Annotated in this window: 14 protein-coding genes; 2 read left to right on the forward strand and 12 right to left on the reverse strand. The window is 73.1% G+C overall.

Going from position 1 to position 16,912, the window contains the following annotated elements; genetic code table 11:
- Positions 1-198: 198 nt before the first annotated feature.
- The 9 genes from ACTHMS_RS18625 to ACTHMS_RS18665 all read right to left on the reverse strand — a co-directional run bounded on the left by ACTHMS_RS18625 (position 199) and on the right by ACTHMS_RS18665 (position 11,173).
- Positions 199-1,452 carry an FtsW/RodA/SpoVE family cell cycle protein gene (locus ACTHMS_RS18625; protein WP_440308157.1) on the reverse strand — a complete coding sequence of 418 codons (1,254 nt, stop codon included), beginning with the start codon at positions 1,450-1,452 and terminating at the stop codon, positions 199-201.
- On the reverse strand, positions 1,449-3,533 hold the full coding sequence (locus ACTHMS_RS18630) for a penicillin-binding transpeptidase domain-containing protein (RefSeq protein ID WP_440308158.1): 2,085 nt from the start codon (positions 3,531-3,533) through the stop codon (positions 1,449-1,451). Before ACTHMS_RS18630 ends, ACTHMS_RS18625 begins: the two co-directional genes overlap by 4 nt.
- Complete coding sequence (gene mreD, locus ACTHMS_RS18635) at positions 3,517-4,071, reverse strand: rod shape-determining protein MreD (RefSeq protein ID WP_440308159.1); 555 nt, start codon at positions 4,069-4,071, stop codon at positions 3,517-3,519. Before mreD ends, ACTHMS_RS18630 begins: the two co-directional genes overlap by 17 nt.
- Before the next feature lie 28 nt (positions 4,072-4,099).
- Positions 4,100-4,948, reverse strand: coding sequence for a rod shape-determining protein MreC (mreC, locus tag ACTHMS_RS18640; RefSeq protein ID WP_440308160.1), 849 nt, complete (start codon positions 4,946-4,948; stop codon positions 4,100-4,102).
- Positions 4,949-5,021: 73 nt separating this feature from the next.
- On the reverse strand, positions 5,022-6,092 hold the full coding sequence (locus ACTHMS_RS18645) for a rod shape-determining protein (RefSeq protein ID WP_440308161.1): 1,071 nt from the start codon (positions 6,090-6,092) through the stop codon (positions 5,022-5,024).
- Positions 6,093-6,203: 111 nt separating this feature from the next.
- Complete coding sequence (gene ndk / locus ACTHMS_RS18650; RefSeq protein WP_440308162.1) at positions 6,204-6,632, reverse strand: nucleoside-diphosphate kinase; 429 nt, start codon at positions 6,630-6,632, stop codon at positions 6,204-6,206.
- Positions 6,633-6,715: 83 nt separating this feature from the next.
- On the reverse strand, positions 6,716-7,123 hold the full coding sequence (locus ACTHMS_RS18655; protein ID WP_440308163.1) for a DUF4233 domain-containing protein: 408 nt from the start codon (positions 7,121-7,123) through the stop codon (positions 6,716-6,718).
- Between the two features lie 29 nt (positions 7,124-7,152).
- Complete coding sequence (gene folC, locus ACTHMS_RS18660; protein ID WP_440308164.1) at positions 7,153-8,514, reverse strand: bifunctional tetrahydrofolate synthase/dihydrofolate synthase; 1,362 nt, start codon at positions 8,512-8,514, stop codon at positions 7,153-7,155.
- A gap of 94 nt (positions 8,515-8,608) precedes the next feature.
- On the reverse strand, positions 8,609-11,173 hold the full coding sequence (locus ACTHMS_RS18665; RefSeq protein WP_440308165.1) for a valine--tRNA ligase: 2,565 nt from the start codon (positions 11,171-11,173) through the stop codon (positions 8,609-8,611).
- A 56-nt stretch (positions 11,174-11,229) separates the two neighbouring features.
- On the opposite strand from ACTHMS_RS18665, the gene ACTHMS_RS18670 reads away from it, so the two are divergent.
- On the forward strand, positions 11,230-12,018 hold the full coding sequence (locus ACTHMS_RS18670; protein WP_440308166.1) for a GNAT family N-acetyltransferase: 789 nt from the start codon (positions 11,230-11,232) through the stop codon (positions 12,016-12,018).
- 10 nt (positions 12,019-12,028) lie between these two features.
- On the opposite strand, the gene ACTHMS_RS18675 is transcribed toward ACTHMS_RS18670, so the two are convergent.
- The 3 genes from ACTHMS_RS18675 to ACTHMS_RS18685 are packed head-to-tail and all read right to left on the reverse strand — an operon-like array spanning position 12,029 to position 15,727.
- On the reverse strand, positions 12,029-13,132 hold the full coding sequence (locus ACTHMS_RS18675) for a hypothetical protein (RefSeq protein WP_440308167.1): 1,104 nt from the start codon (positions 13,130-13,132) through the stop codon (positions 12,029-12,031).
- A gap of 14 nt (positions 13,133-13,146) precedes the next feature.
- Entirely contained in the window at positions 13,147-15,096 is a 1,950-nt protein-coding gene (locus ACTHMS_RS18680) for a M3 family metallopeptidase (RefSeq protein WP_440308168.1), read from the reverse strand.
- Positions 15,080-15,727 (reverse strand): ArsR/SmtB family transcription factor, encoded by a 648-nt coding sequence (locus ACTHMS_RS18685; RefSeq protein ID WP_440308169.1) that lies wholly within the window; start codon positions 15,725-15,727, stop codon positions 15,080-15,082. The genes ACTHMS_RS18680 and ACTHMS_RS18685 overlap by 17 nt, the downstream gene beginning before the upstream one ends.
- Positions 15,728-15,776: 49 nt before the next feature.
- On the opposite strand from ACTHMS_RS18685, the gene ACTHMS_RS18690 reads away from it, so the two are divergent.
- A partial coding sequence (locus ACTHMS_RS18690; RefSeq protein ID WP_440308170.1) for an MFS transporter occupies positions 15,777-16,912 on the forward strand: 1,136 nt, incomplete at its 3' end.

Here is a 16,912-nt window from a genome sequence, read left to right on the forward strand (position 1 = left end):
CGATCTTGTGCATGGCGCGCGGTATCGCACGCACGTCCTGCACAAGATCCACATCGCTGCGGCGATCGTGTGCATGGCGCGCGCAGTCCCACGCGCGTCCTGCACAAGATCGCGACGGACGCGACCAGCCGGCCGGACCCGACCAGCCGGCCGGACCCGACGGGGCGGGGCGAGGCGAAGCGAGGCGGGACGACGGGCTCAGCGGAAGGCGCGGCGGTGCACGGCCTCGAGCAGGCCGATGGCGAGGCCCTGGGCGAACATCGACGACCCGCCGTAGGACACGAACGGCAGCGGGATGCCGGTGACCGGGGTGAGCCCGAGGTTCATGCCGATGTTCTCGAAGGCCTGGAAGGCGAACCAGCCGACGACCCCGACCGCCAGCAGGCGTCCGGTGGGGTCGGCGTGGCGGGCGATGCGCAGGCCGCGCCAGCAGAGCACGGCGAACAGCACGATGATCAGCCCGGCGCCCACGAGGCCGAACTCCTCGCCCGCCACCGAGTAGACGAAGTCGGTCTGCTGCTCGGGCACGAACCCGCCGCTCGTCTGCGGGCCGTGGAACAGCCCGTAGCCGAACCAGCCGCCGTTCGCGATCGCGATGTGGGCCTGCGTGACGGTGTAGGCGGCGCCGAGCACGTCGTGGTGCGGGTGCAGGAAGCTGGTGAGCCGGTCGACCTGGTACTTCGCGAGCAGTCCGCTCTTGAAGACGCCGATGGTGGCGAGCACGCCGGCGGCGAGCAGCCCGAGCGTCCAGCGGGCGCGCACGCCGGCGGCGACGAGCACGACGAAGGCGGACGACGCGACGACCAGGCTCGACCCGAGGTCGGGCTGCAGCATGATCATCAACAGCGGCACGCCGATGAGGCTGATCGCGATGAGCATCTCGCGCCGCGCCGGCGGCCCGTCGTGCCCGCGCTCGCCCAGATGCTGGGTGAACAGCACGGCCAGCCCGATCACCAGGCCGAGCTTGGTGAACTCGGCCGGCTGGATCTCGAAGCCGCCGGGCAGCACGATCCAGGCCTTGGCGCCGTTGATCGTCGAGCCGATCGCGAAGACGGCGAGCAGCCCGATGAGGCTGCCGACGTAGACGACCGGCCCGATCATGCGCAGTAGCCGAGCGTTGACGCGGGACGCCGCGAACAGCAGCCCACCGGTGACGATGAGGTTGAACAGGTGTCGGTAGAGGAAGGCGTTCGGGTCGGCGTGCGCCCGCAGCTGCGCACCCCGCGTCGCCGACCAGACCAGCACGGCACCGATGAGCGACAGGACGAACGCGGCGCCGGCGAGCACCAGGTCGTACTCGCGCACGCGGTGCTCGAGCGGCGCGAGCGTCTCGGGCAGGTACAACGGCTGTTGCGGGTCGTGCGCCCGGGGCCGCGTCGGCGCGACCGGCCGGTCGATGGCCGCGAGGGCCGGCGTCTCGACAGGCTCGTGCCGTTCGGGAGCGAGCGTCATCGCGTGCCGCCCTTCGGGGTCAGGACCACATGCGGGATCGACGTCTCCGGCGCCTTGCCGGGGATGACCGGCTTCTGGCCGACGCCGAAGATGCCGTCCCAGATGCGCTTGAGCATCGGGCCGGCCGCGGTGGCACCGGTGCCGGCCTGCTCGACCATGCCCACCATCACGAACTTCGCCTTCATCGCACCGTTCGCGTCGCGGTAGGTCGGGCCCCACGTCGCGAGCCAGGACGTGTCGAGCTTGCCCTCGACCTCGGCGGTGCCGGTCTTGCCACCGATCTGGTTCTGGTACGGCGAGCCGATGTAGGCGAAGGCGCCCGACACGGCCCAGCCTCGGCTGAAGCTCAACGAGTTCACGAAGTAGTTGCGGAACCGCTGGCTGACCGGCGTGTGGCTGCGCACGACCGGGGTGATCTCCTTGACGACCTTGCCGTCCTGGTCGAGCAGGGCGCGTCCGAAGGTCGGCTCGTAGATCGTGCCGCCGTTGACCACGGACGAGTAGGCGACGGCCAGCTGCAGCGGCGACATCGTCGTCTCGCCCTGGCCGATCGACATGTCGGCGTTGTCGCCGGCGCGGTAGCGCCAGCCGTCGGTGCAGTTCTCGCGCGCCAGCTCGGTCAGGTAGGCGTTCTGCGGGTTGCCCGGGAACCCGGTGGCGGCGTCCTTGCAGTACTGCGTCTTGTTCTGCTGCCAGCGGACGAGGCGGGTCTCGCGGTCGGCGTAGCTGCCGCTCGCCTGCTCGGCGGCCGGCAGGTCGACGCCCGGCGCCGTGCCCACGCCGTACGACGCGGCCATGTGCTGCAGGAACTCCTGCGCGTTCAGGCCGCGGTCGATGCGCGCCTGGTCTCGGTAGTACTCGTCGGCCGTCGGCGCGTAGAAGAACGTGTCGCACGAGTAGCCGAGGGCGTCGGCGAGGCTCAGCGGGCGGCCGAAGGACTCTGAGTCGTAGTTGGTCTTGACCCGGCCGTCGACCGCCAGCGAACCCGGGCACGGATAGGCGCCGTCGAGCGAGATCTCGTGGTGCGCGATCAGCGACGACGAGGTGATGAGCTTGAACGTCGACCCCGGCGCGTAGGCACCCTGGATGGCGCGGTCGAGCAACGGCGTGCCCGCACTCGGGTTCAACAGCTTCTGGTAGTCGGCCTCGCTGATGCCGCCGATGAACTGCTGCGGGTCGTAGGTCGGGTAGCTGGCGGACGCCAGGATGCGTCCGGTGTTCGGGTCCATGATCACGACCGCGGCGCCGGTGGCCGGCTTGCCCGCCTTCCGGCTGTCGGCGATCTGCTGCGCCATCGACTGCTCGGCGAGCTTCTGCAGGTTCGCATCGATGCTCGTCACCAGCGTGTCGCCGGGCGTGCCGGGCTGCGCGGGCCCGGCCGCGACCGTGTAGCCCTGCGGGTTCAGCTTCATGATCTGCGTGCCGTCGACGCCGCGCAGCGCCTGGTCGTACGAGGCCTCGAGGCCGCTCTTGCCGATGGTGTCGGCGTCGCTGAGCTTCGGGTCGGCCTGCTTGTCGGCCTCGGTGATCTGGCCGGTGTAGCCGAGCACGTGCGCGGCGAGGTCGCCGTTCGGGTAGGTCGGCAGCGACACCGTCTGCACGCTGACGCCCGGGAAGAGCTCGGCGTGCTCCTCGATCGCGAGCACGATGTCCTGGCCGGCCTTGGTCAGCACGGGAACCGGCTGGTACGGCTCTCCCGTCCAGCACGGCGCGGGCACGGTCGGCGAGCACGGGGTGATCTGCTTGGTGAGCAGCGTCGCGCTGCGGTGCAGCAGCTTCGCCAGCCGGGCGATCACCGGCGCACCCTGCTGCGGCGTCCGCAGCAGCAGGTCGCGGTCGACCAGCACCTCCTCGTAGGCGGTGTTGGTCACCAGCGGCGTGCCGTTGGCGTCGACGATCATGCCGCGGGCGGCGGGCACCACGACGACGCCGTCGTGGGTCGCGTCCGCCGTCTGCGTCGGCTTGTTCGGGTCGCCCTCCTGCACCCAGTACAGGCGGGCCATCAGGGTGAGCATCATCGCGAAGACCATCGCGACCACGATGCTGAGCCGGCGGCCGCGGGCGTCAGACAGACTGCTCATGGACGCCACCTCCCGCCCTGATCGACGTCAGCTCGCTCAGCACCGGCGCGGGCGCGCGCAGCGAGTCGGTGCGCAGGAAGCGCCGGGCGAGCGGGATGAGCAGCAGCGCCAGCAGGCCGTCGACGATCGCTGCCGGGACGGCGGTGAGCACCGCGGTCTCGAACGAGGCGCCGTTGCGGCCGAGCACGGCGAGCAGCGCGGTGGCCGCCGCCGTCGCCGCACCGCAGGTCACGCCCGAGACCAGGGCGCCGCGCGGGATCGAGTGCCAGGCCGTCACCGTGCCGCAGACCAGCCCGACCGCCATGTAGGCCAGCGCGAGCACGCCGGCCGGGTGGGGCGAGCCGAGGTCGGCGAGCAGGCCCACGACGAAGCCGAAGGTGAGCCCGGTGCCGGCGCCGTCCTGCAGCGCGACGGCGGCGACGAGCACGGCGGGCAGGCTGACCGGCACCGTGTGCGCCACCGGCGTCACGAGGGTGGCCTGCAGCAGCAGGATCGTGAGCGCGACCGTGCCGGCCGCGAGGTACCGCGCGCGGTTCATGCCGCGGCACCCCGAGCGGTGGCGGCGCTCATCGTGGGCCGGTGCCCGTGTGGTCGGACGGCGTCGTGTCGGCGACCGGCGTCAGCGCCGACCGGGCCACGCCGGCCGAGCCCGGGTCGAGGATGATGCCGACGAGGTCGAGCGCGGTCGGCGAGGCCGTCGGCCGGACGCTCGCGACGGCCGTGCCGCCGCCGGGCGTCACCGCCGTGACGACCCCGACCCGGATGCCCGCCACGAAGCTGGACGCACCCGACGGCCCGGTCTCGATGACGTCCCCGACCCGCATTGACGAGCCGGGCTTCAGCGGCGTCACCGAGAAGCCGTCGGTGCCCCTGCCCTTCGCGAGGCCGGTCTCGCCGGTGCGCACGTCGCGCACGCCGACGCCCGAGTCCGGGTCGGCGGCGAGCAGCACGACACTGGTGTCCTGGTCGGCGTGCAGCACCCGGCCGACGAGCCCGAGGCCGTCGGTGACCGTCTGGCCGACCCGCACGCCGCTCGTGACGCCGACGTCGAGGGTGACCGTCCAGTCGAAGCCTGCACCGGGGCCGAGCGCGATCACGCGGGCCGGCAGCACCTTGCGGTCGTTGCGGTCGGCGGTGAGCTGCAGCCGGGCGAGCTGCTTCGCGGTCGAGCGGTCGGTCGCCTCGTCCGCCAGCTTCGCGCGCAGCTGCGCGTTCTCGGCACGCAGATGGTCGATCGTGTCCTGGTTGCTGCCGGCGTGCGGCACGCCCTCGACGAACCGGCGCACCGGGCCGAGCGCGCCGTCGGTGCCGCGGTAGAGGGCGCCGAGCAGGCCGCGCATGCCGCTGTGGGCACCGCGCAGGCTGCCACCGCCGAGGTCGTGGGTGATGAAGCCCCGCGCGAGGACCGCGAGCACCGTGGCCGCGACGCGCTGACGTCTCGTGAGTCGGCGGCGGAGGCTGCCGACCCGCCTGCGTGACCGCATCGGGCTACCGGCGGTGACCGTCGACGACGACCTTCTGCAGGTGGTCGAAGTGCTCGACGACGGTGGCCGTGCCGAGCACGACCGAGTCGAGCGGGCGGTCGGCCACCAGCACCGGCACGCCGAGCTCGTGCTGCAGTCGGGCGTCCAGGCCGCGCAGCAGCGCGCCACCACCGGTCAGCACGATGCCGCGGGTGACGAGATCGCCGGCGAGCTCGGGCGGACAGCGGTCGAGGGTGGCGCGCACGGCGGCGATGATGCGGTGCAGGACGGGGTCCATCGCCCGGCGCAGGTCGTCGGCCGAGATCGTCACGTTGCGCGGCAGGCCGGTGGTGACGTCGCGGCCGCGGATCTCGGCGCTCTTCGGGCCGTTGGTCGGGAACGCCGAGCCGACCGAGATCTTCAGCTCCTCGGCCGTGCGGTCGCCGATGAGCAGGGCCATCTCGCCGCGCACGTGCTCGACGATCGCCGAGTCGAGCGCGTTGCCCGCGACGCGCAGGCTGGTCGAGGCGACGATGCCGCCGAGGGCCAGCACGGCGACCTCGGTCGTGCCGCCGCCGATGTCGACGATCATCGAGCCGGACGGCTGGTTGATCGGCAGGCCGGCCCCGATCGCCGCGGCCATCGGCTCGCTGATGATGTGCACGCGGCGGGCGCCGGCGGCGTACGCCGACTCGCTGACCGCGCGCTGCTCGACGGCGGTGATGCCCGACGGCACGCAGACGACGATGCGCGGGCCGGTGAACGCCCCGCGACGCTTGAGCACCTTGCGCACGAAGTAGCGCAGCATCTCGGACGTCACGTCGAAGTCGGCGATGACGCCGTCCTTGAGCGGGCGCACCGCCTTGATGTGGCCGGGCGTGCGGCCGATCATGCGCTTGGCCTCGGCACCGACGGCGACGACGGCGTTGGCCTGGGTGTCGACGGCGACCACCGACGGCTCGTTGAGCATGATGCCGCGTCCGCGGGCATAGACGAGGGTGTTGGCCGTGCCGAGGTCGATGGCGAGGTCACTTCCGAGCAGCTCGCCGCCCCGCTGGGACACCTGGGAGAGCCGTGCCAGGGGCGTGAACGTCACGGTGGACCCTTCGAAAGATCGCGCAAGCAGGCCGAACAACGCGATCGTAGGGTCGTGATCGAGCCGATCCGCGCTGCGACGCGCGGGACCGGTGTGACTACTGAGGTGAAGTCACAGGCCCGGGAACCAGAGCCCGATCTCACGGGCGGCCGACTCGGGCGCGTCCGAGCCGTGCACGAGGTTCTGCGCCACCTTGAGTCCCCAGTCACGGCCGAGGTCGCCGCGGATCGTCCCGGGCGCGGCGGTGGTCGGGTCGGTCGCGCCGGCCAGCGCGCGGAACCCCTCGATCACCCGCTGCCCCTCGGCCACGACCGCGAGCACCGGCCCGCTGAGCATGAACTCGACGAGCGGCTCGTAGAACGGCTTGCCCCGGTGCTCGGCGTAGTGCTCGGCGAGCAGCTCGGGCGTCGCGCGGCGGAGCTCGACCGCGACCAGCGAGTAGCCCTTGGCCTCGACCCGGCGCAGCACCTCGCCGGACAGCCCGCGGCGCACCCCGTCCGGCTTCACCAGGATGAGCGTGCGTTCGATCGGTGCGGTCACGGTGTCCTCCGGGCGGCGGATGTCGGCGCGCCCGAGCCTAGGACACCCCGCCCGTCCCCGAAGATCCGCCCCGAATGTTCAGGTCAGCCGGCGAGCATTCGCCAGCCGGACGGCGAGCCGACCAGCTCGACGCGCAGCTGCAGCAGGCGCAGCCAGATCGCCAGGAAGATCGCGCCCACCAGGAACATCGTGGCGATGAAGAAGCCGGTCGCGATGAACAGCACCTGCATGCCCGAGCCGATCGCGATGCCCCGCGGCCGGCGCTGGATGCCGGCGACGAGGATCATCAGCACGGCGAGCGCGATCAGGATGACCGTGCGCGTGGTGCCGAGGCCGGTGGTGAAGGCGATGGCCCGCGGCACGAGCAGGACGATGATCGCCTCGAGCACGAGCAGTCCGGCGAGCACGCCACGGGTCGCACGGTCGGCGCGGCGGGCGCGCTCGGCGATCATCTCGGGCGTCGGCTTGACCGGCGCCTCGTCGGCGGGCACCGGCGGACCCTCGCCCGGCATCCACTCGCTCACGGTGCCGCGCCCAGCAGCACGCGGGCCTCGCCGGCGGTGACGACCGAGCCGGTGACCAGGACGCCGGTGCCCGAGGCGTACCCGTCCTCGGTCGCTTCGGCCGAGGTCACGGCCGCGTCGATCGCGTCGTCGAGTCGCGGCTCGACCACGACACGGTCCGGCCCGAACACCTCGACGGCGATGCGCGCGAGCTCGTCGACGTCCAGCGAGCGCAACGACGAGTTCTGCGTGACGACGATCTCGGCGACCACCGGCTCGAGCAGCGCCAGCATGCCCTCGACGTCCTTGTCGCCCAGCACGCCGACCACGGCGACGAGCCGCCGGAAGTCGAAGCCCTCGGCGATCGCGTCCAGGGTCGCCTTCATGCCGTGCGGGTTGTGCGCGGCGTCGACGAGGATCGTCGGCGACGACCGCAGTGCCTCGAGCCGGCCGGGCGAGCGCACCGCGGCGAAGGCCTCGCGCACCACCTCGATGTCCAGCGCGCCCGTCGCGCCGCTCGCGCCGAAGAACGCCTCGACCGCGGCGAGCGCGCACGCCGCGTTCTGCGCCTGGTGCGCGCCGAACAGCGGCAGGAACACTTCGTCGTAGGTGCCGCCGAGCCCCTGGATGGTGAGCACCTGGCCGCCGACGGCGATGGTGCGTTCGAGCACGCCGAACTCGAGGCCCTCGCGCGCCACGGTGGCGTCGACCTCGACGGCACGGCGCAGCAGCGCCTCGGCCGCCGGCACCTGCTGCGAGGCGAGGATCGCCGTCGCGCCCGGCTTGATGATGCCGGCCTTCTCGGCCGCGATGGTGCCGACGTCGGGGCCGAGGTAGGTCATGTGGTCGAGGTCGACCGGCGTCACCACGGCCACCTCGGCGTCGATCTGGTTGGTGGCGTCCCAGGTGCCGCCCATGCCGACCTCGACGACGGCGACGTCGACCGGGGCGTCGGCGAAGATCGCGTACGTCAGCGCCACCATCACCTCGAAGAACGACAGCGGGTGGTCGAACTGGCCGTCGACCAGCTCGATGTAGGGCGCGATGTCGCGGTAGCCCTCGACGAAGACGCGGTCGCTGACGGGCGCGCCGTCGAGGACGATCCGCTCGGTGATCTTCGTCAGGTGCGGGCTGGTGAACCGGCCGGTGCGCAGGCCGAAGGCGCGCAGCAGCTCGTCGACCATGCGGGCGGTCGAGGTCTTGCCGTTGGTGCCGGTGAGGTGGATCGACCGGTACGCCCGCTGCGGCGAGCCGAGCAGGTCGAGCAGCGCGGCGATCCGCTCGGTGGTGGGGTTGATGCGCCCCTCACCCCACCGGCCCGTGACCTCGGCCTCGACCTGCCGCAGCAGGCTCGCGTACTTCTCCGCCTCGGTCGCCACGCGTCCAATCTAGTGAGCGCCGAGAGCCCGCTTGTCCCCCCGCCCAGTCGTTTCGCGGCCTCCGACACGCCTGGGCCGGGGGACAAGCGGTATCTCAGGACGCGGGCAGCGCCTCCAGCGCGGCCGTGATGCGCGCGATGTCGGCCTCGGCCGTCTCGAGCCGGGCCCGCACCTTCGCGATGACCGCCTCCGGCGCCTTGCCGGTGAACTCGGCGTTGCCGAGCTTGGCGCCGTTGGCCGCCCGCTCCTTCTCGGCCGCCGCGAGGTCCTTGGTCAGCCGCGCCCGCTCGGCCGCGACGTCGATCGTGCCCGAGAGGTCGAGCTCGATCGAGCCACCGCCCGGCACGGCCAGCGTCGCGGTCGCGGTGAACGACTCCCCCGGCTCGTCCAGGCGCAGCAGCGAGCGCACCGACGCCTCGTCGGCGACACCGGTGACGCGCGCGGGCACCCGCTGCGACGGCTTCACGCCCTGATCGCTGCGGAAGCGCCGGCCCTCGACCACCACCGCCTGCAGCGCGGTCACCGCCCGCTCGGCCTCGGCGTCCGACCGCCCGCCCGCGGTCGGCCACGACGCGATCACCAGCGACTCGCCGCCGGTCAGCGCCGTCCAGAGCTGCTCGGTGACGAACGGGATCATCGGGTGCAGCAGCCGCAGTAGCGTGTCGAGCACGTGCCCGAGCACGCGCCGGGTCACGTCGCCGGACGGGCCGTTGAGCGACAGCTTCGCCAGCTCGATGTACCAGTCGCAGACCTCGTCCCAGGCGAAGTGGTAGAGGGTGTCGGCGATCTTCGCGAACTCGAACTGCTCGTAGTACTCGTCCACCGACGCGATCACCGCGTCGAGGCGCGACAGGATCCACGCGTCCGGCCCGGTGACCGAAGCCGGCAGCTCGCCCTCGACGGTCGCGCCGCTGATGAGTGCGAACCGCGTGGCGTTCCAGAGCTTCGTGCCGAAGTTGCGGGCGCCGACCACCCACTCCTCGTTGATCGCCTGGTCGGCGCCGGGGTTGGCGCCCTGCAGCAGCGAGAGGCGCACCGCGTCCGCGCCGTACTTGTCGATCCACTCGAGCGGGTCGACCACGTTGCCGCGCGACTTGCTCATCTTCTTGCCGAACTGGTCGCGGACGAGACCGTGCAGCACCACCGTCTCGAACGGCACCTCGCCGTCCATCGCGTACAGGCCGAACAGCATCATGCGCACGACCCAGAAGAAGAGGATGTCGTAGCCGGTGACCAACACGGTGGTCGGGTAGTACCGCTCGAGGTCCTTCGTCGACTCGGGCCAGCCGAGGGTCGAGAACGGCCAGAGGGCGGACGAGAACCACGTGTCGAGCACGTCCTCGTCCTGGGTCCAGCCGCGCGGCGGCGTCTCGTCCGGGCCGAAGCACTGGTCGTCGCCGTCGGGCGAGTACCAGACCGGGATGCGGTGGCCCCACCACAGCTGCCGGCTGATGCACCAGTCGCGCAGCCCGTCGACCCACTGGAAGTAGCGCGAGCGCATCGACGCCGGCTCGATCTTCACCCGGCCGTCGCGCACCGCGTCGCCCGCGGCCTTCGCGAGCGTCTCGACGCGCACCCACCACTGCAGCGACAGCCGCGGCTCGATGATCGTGTCGCAGCGCGAGCAGTGCCCGACCGCGTGGACGTAGGGCCGCTGCTCGGCGACGATGCGGCCGTCCTCGCGCAGCGCGGCGACCACGGCCGAGCGCGCCTCGAGCCGGTCGAGGCCGGCGAAGGAGCCGGGGGCGGTGATCACGCCGCGCTCGTCCATGATCGTCGGCATCGGCAGGTCGTGCCGCCGGCCGATCTCGAAGTCGTTCGGGTCGTGCGCGGGCGTCACCTTCACCGCGCCGGTGCCGAACGCCGGGTCGACGTGCGCGTCGGCCACGATCGGGATCATCCGGTTCGTCAGCGGCAGCGGCACCTCGGTGCCGATGAGGTGCTGGTAGCGCTCGTCGTCCGGGTGCACCGCGACGGCGGTGTCGCCGAGCATCGTCTCGGCGCGCGTCGTCGCCACCACGATCGAGGCATCGCCGTCGCCGTAGCGGATCGACACGAGCTCGCCCGGCTCGTCGCTGTGGTCGACCTCGGCGTCGCTCAGCGCGGTGAGGTCGCGCGGGCACCAGTTGATGATCCGCTCGGCGCGGTAGATCAGGTCGTCGTCGTAGAGCCGCTTGAAGATCGTCTGGACGGCGCGGCTGAGCTGCTCGTCCATGGTGAAACGCTCGCGCGACCAGTCGACGCCGTCGCCGAGCCGCCGCATCTGGCCGAGGATCTTGCCGCCGTACGTGTTCTTCCACTCCCACGCGCGCTCGATGAAGTCCTCGCGGGCGTAGTCGAAGCGGCTCTTGCCCTCGGTCTCGGCCAGGTGCCGCTCGACGAGGTTCTGCACCGCGATGGACGCGTGGTCCATGCCGGGCAGCCAGAGCACGTCCTTGCCGCGCATGCGCTCGCGCCGCGACAGGGCGTCCATCATCGACTGCTCGAGCGCGTGCCCGATGTGCAGGCTGCCCGTGACGTTCGGCGGCGGGATCACCAGCGACCACGGCGGCCTGCCGCTCGTGTTGTCGGCCGTGAAGTAGCCCCGCTCGACCCACCGCTCGTACAGGGGCGGCTCGATCTCGGCGGGGTCGTACTGGGGCGGCAGGGCTTCCGTCACCCCTGAATCCTACGAACGCGTTCGAACGGGCTCGGCCCGGGCGAGAGGATCGGGACGTGACCCCGCAGCTGATCACCGACCCGGACACCGTCCGCGCGCGGCTGCTCGACGAGGTGCGCCGTGATCCCGTGCGCGGCACGCTGCTCGGCACGGTCGCAGCGACGATCGGGCCGGGCGGCTGGCTCGCGGTCTGGGACGGCGGGCTGGCCGCGCGGTCGGCGCCGAACCGTCCGGTGATCCTCGCCGGCCGCCTCGGTGACGCGGCGGCCGGCGTGCTCGACCTCGTGCGCCGCCCGGACGGCGTGCACGCGGTCAACGGGGTGCTCGGCGAGGTGCAGCGGCTGCTCGAGTTGCTGCCGCCCGAGGCGGTGACCGCACGCCGCGACGACCGGCTGTACCGGCTCGACCGGCTCGTCGAGCCGGAGGTGCGCGGCGCCGTGGTGGTCGCGACCGACGAGCACCGCGACCTCGTCGCGCAGTGGTACGCGGCCTTCGACCGCGAGGTCGCCGCGGCCGGGCGGGACGAAGCCCGTGCCGCGGCCGAGCGGCTCGTGCGGGGCGGCGGGTGCTTCCTCTGGCTTGACCCGGACGGCCGACCGGTGTCGCTGGCCGCGCGGCGCGCCTCGGTCGAGGGCAGCGCCCGGATCGGCCCCGTCTACACCCCGCCGGAGCACCGAGGCCACGGCTACGCCTCCGGCGTGACCGCCGAGGCGAGCCGCAGCATCCTCGCCGAGGGCAGCGTGCCCGTGCTGTTCACCGACCTCGCCAACCCGACGTCGAACAAGATCTACGCCGCACTCGGCTACGAGCCGGTCGAGGACCGCGTGCTCGTGACGCTGGGGTGAGCGCCGACGCTCAGGCCGACGGCGTCGGCTCGGCCTCACGCTCGGCGGCGATCGAGTCGGCGGTCGTGCGGTTCGCGAGCGCGTTGGTGACCAGGACGACGACGATGCCGACGCCGCCGTAGAGGGCCAGCACCACCAGGGGGAGCGTGTTCGACGCGTCCGGGAAGTACAGGCTGTCGCGGATCGCCGTGACGCCGGCGCCGGTGGGCAGCACCCGGCCGACGATCCGCCCCCACGTCGGCAGGAACTCGGGCAGGATGCTCGACCCCGACACCACCACGCCGAGCGTGAAGTAGAGCGTGCCGAGCAGCGCGCCGGCCGGCCCGACGAGCGCGACCGCCGCCGCGGTCGAGGCGGTGACCGCGAGCGACAGCAGCACGAAGTCGAGGTACAGCCGGCCCGCCGCACCGCCGGGGATGACGCCGAACCAGCTCGCCGCCCACAGCACGGCGGCCGCCGAGACGACGCCGTAGGTGACGAGGACGCCGACGTGCCCGATGCCGCGGCGCAGCGACGGCCTCGTCAGCGCGCCGATGCGGCCGAGCCCGAGCGACGCGACGGTCGCCCCGAGCGCGAGCGCCTGCACCAGGAAGCCGAGCGAGCTGCCCGACCGGTCGCTCGTCGGCAGTGGCACGACGTCGGTCACCGTCGGCGATGCCGTGAGCGCGGCGAGCGTCGCGGGCGGGATGGGGCGGCCTGCGGCGACCAGCTGCTGCACCCGTTGCCCGACCTGCTGCTGGACGACGGTGGTGAACGCCGTGCGGATCGCGGTCGAGGCCGTGGGCCCCGCGGCGCTCGCCACGAACAGGTGCGGGTGCTCGACATCGACGACGTCGACGCCGCCGTAGATCGCCCGCACTCTGATGGCGGCGCTCATCGACGCGTCGTCGGCGTAGCGCCGGGCGTGGAACGAGCCGCCCCGGTCGACGAGCGCCTCGAGCCGCGGGGCCGTCTGGTCGGTGGCGACGTAGCCCACCGGCAGTGCGTGCGGCGCGGGCGAGTGCCCGACGCCGAGGTAGTAGGCCGAGAGGACGAGCTGCACGACGGCGCCGGCGAGCACGAGCAGCAGCGCCGACCGGCGCACGCGCCGCTGCTGTTCAGCGGTGAGGGTCATCGGTCGGCCCGCGTTCAGGCCGGCCCGCCGGACGGCGGCAGGGGTGCGGCGTCCATCCAGGCCTCGAAGGCGTCGAAGGTGAACGGGCGCCCGAGGAATCGCTGCACCAGCACTGCCGCGTCGTCGGAGCCGCCGCGCGCGAGGATCTCGTCGCGGTAGCGGCGGGCGACCTCGGGGGCGAACAGGTCGGCCGGGTCGAACTGCGCGAACAGGTCCTTCGCGATCACCAGGCTCCACGCGTAGGTGTAGTAGGCCGAGGTGTAGCCCGCGAGGTGCCCGAACGAGGCGTGGAAGTGCGTGCCGTCGATGTGGCGGAACAGGTCGTACTCCTGCTGCGCGCGGCGCACGGTGGCGAGCAGGTCGTCCGGGGCGGTCGCGACGGGTCGCTCGTGCAGCCGGTAGGAGACGACCGTGTAGAAGAGCTGCGTGCGGATGTAGAGGCCGCGGCCGAACTCCTTGGCCGCCCGCATGCGCTCGACGAGGTCGCGCGGGATCGGCTCGCCGGCGTCGTCCAGGGCGAAGGTGCGCAGGACGTCGGCGTCCCACGCCCACTCCTCGAGCATCTGCGACGGCGCCTCGACGAAGTCCCACTCGGTCGCGACACCCGAGAAGCGGACGAAGCGCTGGCGCCCGCCGAGCACGTGGTGCAGCAGGTGCCCGAACTCGTGGAACAGCGTGACGACGTCGGTGTGCTCCATGCGTCCGCGGGGGAAGTTGCACACGAGCACGCCCTCGGGCAGCTGGCGGCCGAGCACGCCCGGCACGAGGTCGAACTGCGCCGCGTGCTTGTACTTGCCGTCGCGCGGGTGCAGGTCGAGGTGGATCCGGCCGCGCACCTCGCCGTCCTGCACCACGTCGAAGACGGCGACGTCGGGGTGCCAGGTCGGGGCCTCCGGACGCGGGACGTACTCGACGCCGAACAGCCGGCCGGTGACGTCCAGCAGCCCCTGCCGCACGCGCTGGAAATCGAAGTAGCGGCGCACCTCCTGGGCGTCGACGCCGAAGTGCTCGCGGCGCACCAGCTCGCTGTAGTAGGCCGAGTCGGCGCTGTCGAGGGCCTCGGCGGCGGGCTCGTCCTGCCGGCGCCGCGCGAGCAGCACGTCGTGGTCACGCCGCCCGGGCGCCTCGGCCGCCGCGGCCAACCGCTCGATGAACTCGGCGATCGCCTTGCCGCTGCCGATCATCTTGACCTCGGTGTCGAAGTCGGGCCAGCCCGCGTAGCCGAGCAGGGCGGCCTGCTCGTCGCGCAGCCGCAGCATCTCGCCGAGCGTCGCGTCGTTCGCCGGCCACGCGCGGTTGAGGAACTCGACGGTGAGCGCGCGGCGGGCGTCGGCGTCGCGGGCGAAGGTGCGGAACGGCACGTAGTCGGGATAGTCGGTCGTGATCGTCACCAGACCGTCGGCCGCGGCGGGGTGCGCCGCGCGGTAGTCGTCGGGCAGACCCTCGAGCTGCTCGGGCCGCAGCCGCACCGATCGCACGTCCTCACGGATCGCACGCGAGAAGTCCTGTCCGAGCGCGGTGAGCCGGTCCGCGATCTCGCGCAGGCGCGTGCGCACGTCGTCGGGCTGGTTGACGCCGCTGCGCCGGAAGTCGCGCAGGATGTGCTCGCGCAGCCGGGCGGCGTCGTGGTCGAGCCCGTCGTCGACCGTCGCGGCCAGCACCTCGTACAGCTCGCGGTCGAGACCGCGCTCGGTGACCACGCGCTGCACGTCCTGCTCGGCCCGCTCGGCGGCGGACCGCACGGCGTCGTCGGGGTGCACCTCGGCGAGCAGGCCCGTGGTGGCGCCGGCGTTGCGCAGCGCGAGGTCGGCGTCGTTCCAGAGCTCGAGCACCTCGGTGGTGGTGCGCCGGGTGCCGTCCTTGAGCCGGGCGAGCGTCGCCTGGGCGGCCTCGAGGCGGGTGGTCACCCGCTCGGTCAGCCACGGCGACCAGTCGGCGGTCGGCAGGTCAAGCGGGGTCGTCATGCTGCGACCCTACGGCCGCCGGGGGCTCGCCGGGCTGCTGCTGCGCGGCCTCGTCGAGCGGCACCATGAACGTCGTGATGCGCATGCGGCGGGCGTCCGGCGGACGCTCGCCGAGGTCGCGCTCGCGGTAGCGCTCGGCCGCCTGCCGCAACACCGCGTCGATCGCCCGCGCCTCGTCCGGACGCAACCAGTAGGTGCCGTTGGTGATGCCGCCGAAGCCCCGCCACTGCGGTGCCTCCGGCCGCTGCTGACGGCGCCGCGACCACGCCTCCAGGTCGGCCGCCAAGCGTCCGAGCATCGTCGCGGTGAGCGCGTTGCCGGCGGCCTGGGCGAGGGTCGAGGCGCTCGAGTCGACGGTGAGCTCGGTGCCTGCCGCGCGCCAGGGACGCTCACGCCCGTCGCCGGTCGGTTCGGCCCGGACGACGATGCCGGCCCGCTCAAGACTGCGCAGGTGGTAGCTCATCGCGCTCGGACTGAGCCCCGCGACGGCCGCACATTCGGTGGCGGTCAGCTCCCGGCCCGCGTACAGCTCCTCGATCACGGCGAGCCGGGCGGGATGCGCGAGCGCCCGGATGGCGGCCGGATCCGTGAGGCGTACCGGGCCGCCTGCGGCCTCGGCGTCTGGAGTCACGCCATCAACCTACTTGCTCCGTCGCGCTCTGAAGCACTACTTTCGAAACATGTCTTTCAGATTGCTGCCCCGCGACGTCCGCATCATCGCGCTGGCACGGTCGGTGTCGTGGTTGGGCGACGAGCTCGCGGTCACCGCCCTGCTGCTGCGGTTCCAGCACGAAGGGCGGCCTGCGACCGCCGTCGCGGCGCTGCTCGTGGCGAATCTGCTGCCGGTGGTGGTACTCGCCGCGCCGGCCGGGCGGCTGCTCGACCGCCGCGAGAACCGCACCCTGCTCGTCGGGTCGACGCTCGCCCAGGCGGTGACCTGTCTCGGCCTGGCCGCGGCCGACGGGCTGCCGGCGGTGCTGGCGCTGGTCGCCCTGCTCGGCGCGGGGCAGGCGGTGACCGGCGGCGCCTGGCAGGCCCTGCTGCCCACCGCCGCGTCGCGCGAGCAGCTGCCCGCGGCGGCCGGGCTGGTGCAGGCGGGTGTGACGACGGCCGGCATCGCCGCTCCCCCGCTGGCCGGGCTGCTGGTCGGCGCCGCGGGCACCGGCCTGCCGCTGCTCGTCGACGCCGCGAGCTTCGTCGCGGTCGCCGGGCTCGCGCTGCTGCTGCGGACGCGGCGGGCTGGCGCGTGCGGGGCCGGCGCCGACCGCACCGGCGCGGTGGCGATCGTGCGCGCCGACGCCCTGCTGGCGACGCTGTTCGTCCTGCTCGGCAGCTTCGTGCTGCTGTCGGCGATGGTGAACGTCGCCGACGTCTACCTCGTGCGCGAGGTGCTGCACGCGTCGACCGTCGCCTACGGCGTCGCCGGGTCGGCCTTCGCGATCGGGATGCTGCTCGGGGCGCTCGCGGCCGGGCGCGCCCGTGGCGACGCGCTGCTCGCCCGGCTCGCCGTCGTCGGCACCACCGTGCTCGCGGCCGGCCTCGTGACGAGCGGGCTCGCGCCCTCGGTGCCGTGGCTCGTGGCGACCGGCGCGGTGATCGGCGTCGGCAACGGGGTGCTCAACGTCGCCGTCGCCGCGCTGGTGATGGGACACGCCCCCGCCGACCAGCGTGGGCGGGTCGGCGCCCTGCTCGCCGGCCTCACCTCGGGCACCGCGCTCACCGCCTTCGCCGTCGGCGGACTGCTCACCAGCGCCCTCGGGCCCCGCGGCACCTTCCTGCTCGCCGGCGCGCTCGGTCTGCTCGTCCCGCTCGCCCT

It is taken from the genome of Jatrophihabitans sp., assembly GCF_051960575.1.
Classification (GTDB): domain Bacteria; phylum Actinomycetota; class Actinomycetes; order Mycobacteriales; family Jatrophihabitantaceae; genus JBQCEE01.

Coding starts and splice junctions, on each gene's coding strand:
- ACTHMS_RS18625 (WP_440308157.1), bottom strand. CDS start 1,452: ATGACGCTCGCTCCCGAACGGCACGAGCCTGTCGAGACGCCGGCCCTC.
- ACTHMS_RS18630 (WP_440308158.1), bottom strand. CDS start 3,533: ATGAGCAGTCTGTCTGACGCCCGCGGCCGCCGGCTCAGCATCGTGGTC.
- mreD (WP_440308159.1), bottom strand. CDS start 4,071: ATGAACCGCGCGCGGTACCTCGCGGCCGGCACGGTCGCGCTCACGATC.
- ACTHMS_RS18675 (WP_440308167.1), bottom strand. CDS start 13,132: ATGACCCTCACCGCTGAACAGCAGCGGCGCGTGCGCCGGTCGGCGCTG.
- ACTHMS_RS18680 (WP_440308168.1), bottom strand. CDS start 15,096: ATGACGACCCCGCTTGACCTGCCGACCGCCGACTGGTCGCCGTGGCTG.